This window comes from uncultured Gimesia sp., assembly GCF_937919775.1.
Lineage (GTDB): Bacteria > Planctomycetota > Planctomycetia > Planctomycetales > Planctomycetaceae > Gimesia.
The window spans coordinates 1-3,883 of sequence record NZ_CALFPF010000350.1 but is presented as its reverse complement, the minus strand read 5'-3'; the positions used below and the strand labels follow the sequence as shown (position 1 = coordinate 3,883).

Here is a 3,883-nt window from a genome sequence, read left to right as displayed (position 1 = left end):
CTCGCAAGCCTCCCGGCGATTTTCCCCTGCACTGGCAATCGGGTGAATATATTGCAACCGGGCAATTTCTCTATACGGAAAATCTCAACTATCCCTATCCTCCCTTCTGGGGATTCGTGCATTCCGTACTGGCCGGTATTCCGATGGAGACGGCTTATCTGCTGGTCTATCCTCTGTTTTTCCTGGCCTTGTATTTTCTCGTCTGGGCATTGAATCGCTTGAGTGAGATCCATTTTCCGCTGGGAAAAAATGAACTGTTCTGGACAGTGACTGTTGCCATTCTGCTTTCCAGTCGATACCTCGTGCGCGACATGTTGGAATGTGGGGTCAATCTGGCCCTGGTGGCGCTTTCGTGGTTAGCCATTTATTTCTGGCGTGAGAAAAAAGAACTGCAAGGCAGTATTCTGCTGGGATTCGCGATGGCATTGAAATGTACGCCGTCACTGTTCTGGGTTTACTTTATCCTCAAGCGGGAATGGAAAATGGCGCTGCTGACATTTCTGGCCGCCACATGTTTTACACTTTTGCCGATACTGAAACTGGGATATTCCGAGTCCGTTCACACGTTTGGGTACTGGACTAAAAATGTCATGCGCGGCTTTCAGGAAAAAGATCCCTCGCGGAACATTTCCGGTCCCGTCCCTCTGGCGAATATGTCACTGCGCCCCGGACTGGCCCGCTATCTGATGCATTTTCCGCGGGATCACGAAGTCCGCATGGACACACCACTCTATGTGGATTTTCTTGACCTGCCACCTTTCACAGCCGGCCGGATCATTTCAGTGAGTATGCTCCTGTTTCTCGGATTCGTTGCCTGGCGGTTTCGCAGACATTATCCCGATCGAACCGATGAGCGGATACTCTGGGAGTGCGCGATTATTTCGGTCCTGATTTTACTTTACTCGCCGATCACCTGGGGTCAGCATTGTGTGGGTATTTTTCCGGGAGTTTATCTACTGATTCGTGCTTCGATGAGTCAGCAGCGTTTTACCAGAGCATTGAAAATCGGCATTGCCGTGTTTGCAATTATGGTGCTGGTTCTCAATCGAACATTTATCGGGAAGTTTTACAGCGAGATCCTGAGCACTTATCATACTTCCACATTTCTGTTTCTCGGCCTCCTCTGTTTTCTGCTCAGTCGACACCACCAGGTAACAAAAGCGAAGACAGCAGCAGCTTTGGGCGTTAAAAAGGTGCAGCCAGCAGAACCACAATGAGCGGCACGGCGTCCGCTGCCGTTGATTCCCAACGCGGTCCGTATCGCGAGTCGAATCACAAGTGGGACAGCCGAGAGAAAAGGGAGTCAACTCTTCTCGCCTCTCAACAATTTTTCAGACAGTCGCTGCCCCTTTTTCGGCTCTGGACAGACTGTGACGCAATCTATGTATTTGCAACCGCAACAGGGCTCTGTAACCACGTGCGTCATTTCAAAGGTGCTTTCTTCTCTGTGATGGGGGGTAACTTAGCCGCCATCTCTGCATTGAGTTGTATAAATTCTTGCCACTGGTCTGGGACATTGTCCTCGTAAAAGATGGCTCCGACAGGGCATTCAACACGGCAGGCGTCGCAGTCAATACACGCATCCGGATCAATGTAAAGCATCTGGTCGCCTTCGCGGAAGCAGTCGCAGGGGCAAGCGAGTACGCAGTCTGTGTATTTGCAGCCGATGCATGGGGCGGTTACGACGTAGGCCATTCCGGGTCCTTTCTAAACAAAATTCGAACTTACACGAGCAAACAGGAGTCGCTTCTCCAGGGGTACATCCGATTTGCAGATAAGATTGGCCACAGAATCTTAAAAAAAATCGAAAAATCCCCAAATGATCGCCTAAAATCAACTTTGACGATGGTCCAGAATCGTTTAGGAGAGTGTCGAACTTGAATTCACAAGAGCTATTGCAGATGTACCAGGCTGGCCAGAGCGAAGCGGCGACAGCCATTTTTGACCGCTATGTCGCGAGGCTCATCGCCCTGGCACGCAGCCGCATCGGGTCGAAACTCCGTCGTCGAGTCGATGCCGAGGACATCGTTCAATCGGCATATCGCAGTTTTTTTGTGCACGCCAAAGGGGATGAATACCAGCTGAACGAGGCCGGTGACCTGTGGCGGCTACTGGCAAGCATCACGCTGCACAAGCTCTATGGGCAAATTGAAAAACATACGGCGGCAAAGAGAAGTATCCACCATGAAGACCACACAGACATGGCCACCGCTGCTGTAACAGCCCCGGAACCTTCGGCAGAGGAAGTCGTCGCGATCGTCGAAGAATTACACCTGGTGATCCAGGAGCTTCCACTGGAAGAGCGAATTGTCCTGACGGCAAGTCTCCAGGGGCAAGGCAACATAGAGATCAGCAGATCCGTCAAAAAATCGGAGAGAACAGTCCGCAGATTATTGGCGAGTGCCAGGCGGAAGATTGAGCAACGATTGTTGCATCGTGACTCGAACGATGTTAAATCCCGAACGTCAGTGGTTGAACATGACGCTCCACTGCTCTATTCGGATTATGTTTTGGAGCAACTGTTGGGCTCAGGTGGCATGGGAAAGGTCTTTCGCGCCCGAGTGAAAGGCACGAAACAGCAGGTAGCCATTAAGTCGCTCCACAAAGCACGTCAGTCCGATCGGCGCGCGGTGGCCCAGTTCGTCAAAGAGGCACAGCTGCTTACCAGGTTGCATCACGCCATTATTGTGGGCGTTGAGGGTCTCGGGCGATTCCCGGGGGGTGGATACTTTATGGTCATGGATTATGTGGAGGGCATCGACCTGCAGTCTCAACTGGAAGTACAACCGTTTTCCATCACAGCCGTGCTGGCCATTCTCGAAAACGTGACAGACGCAATCGGCTACGCGCACGACAAGGGAATCATTCACTGCGACCTCAAACCAGGAAACATCCTGCAGGACAAAAATGGCAATGTTCTGGTGACCGATTTCGGGTTCGCTTTTCTGATCGCCGATGGTGCCGCGACTGTGGGAAACAGTATTGGAGGCACAGCGGGATTTATTGCCCCAGAAATTCTAAGCTGCCAGAGTCTACCCACACCGGCAACAGACATTTACAGCCTGGGCGTACTTTTATGGACGCTGATCACAGGCAGACTGCCCGAGAAACCGTTCATACACTGCAGTGGGGAAAAGGAACTGAAACCCGTTTTCAGAGTTGTAAAACGCTGTCTCTCCGATGATCCCCGGAAACGCTATCAGACAATCACCGAATTGCAGCAGGCATTGATGGTGTTACAATGATAACAGCCCCTTTGATGTTGCTACCTGGAAGAAGATTTATAAAGCCAGTGGAGATTATGCAGTCGTCGACATTCAACTGAAGAAGGAGCAACTTGTTGAGCATTTTCCAGAATATGAAAATAATTGTCGTAGACCTATGATAAAATCGATCAATAACTAAACGCAATCAATCGGTATACTTGTGCTATGTATATTTAGATAAGATCTTCAATGAAAACCTACGTTTATTATTTGATCTCTATCATTGTTATCATTGCCTCTTTCGTCCTGTATCTACTTTATCAGGATGCCGCGCAGCGAAGGTCTTTGAAGGAATATGTCGCAAAAATAAATACCAAAATACAGATGAAGAACATCGGGCTTGCAGTAAAGTACTATAACGACACCTACCCTTCTGGTTTGATGTCATCAGAGACCAAAACAAATCATGATGCACTGAACTGGAGAGTGAGGTTACTTCCGTTTCTTGGTGACCACATTCTTTATCAGCAAATAATATCTCAGCAACAATCAAATGAAGAAACCAGAATTGCCGATTGGGTGAGACATACACCACGCGTCTATATTTCGCCAGCAGGAGAACTCACAGGTAAGATCGATTATAAATCTGGCATGACTTCAATCTTCTTACTGAGACT

At 49.3% G+C, this 3,883-nt stretch carries 4 protein-coding genes; 3 read left to right on the top strand and 1 reads right to left on the bottom strand.

Annotated elements, in window-relative coordinates; all coding sequences use genetic code 11:
• Window positions 1–1,217, top strand: a 1,217-nt coding sequence (locus Q0294_RS09730) for a glycosyltransferase family 87 protein (protein WP_299464044.1), incomplete at its 5' end; no start/stop codon positions are given.
• A gap of 205 nt (window positions 1,218–1,422) precedes the next feature.
• Here the strand turns inward: Q0294_RS09730 and Q0294_RS09725 are convergent.
• Window positions 1,423–1,695: a ferredoxin family protein gene (locus tag Q0294_RS09725; RefSeq protein WP_299464041.1), complete on the bottom strand. Its 273-nt coding sequence runs from the start codon at window positions 1,693–1,695 to the stop codon at window positions 1,423–1,425.
• Between the two features lie 173 nt (window positions 1,696–1,868).
• On the opposite strand from Q0294_RS09725, the gene Q0294_RS09720 reads away from it, so the two are divergent.
• Window positions 1,869–3,245 (top strand): sigma-70 family RNA polymerase sigma factor, encoded by a 1,377-nt coding sequence (locus Q0294_RS09720; protein WP_299464038.1) that lies wholly within the window; start codon window positions 1,869–1,871, stop codon window positions 3,243–3,245.
• Window positions 3,246–3,455: 210 nt separating this feature from the next.
• Window positions 3,456–3,883, top strand: a 428-nt coding sequence (locus tag Q0294_RS09715) for a DUF1559 domain-containing protein (protein ID WP_299464035.1), incomplete at its 3' end; no start/stop codon positions are given.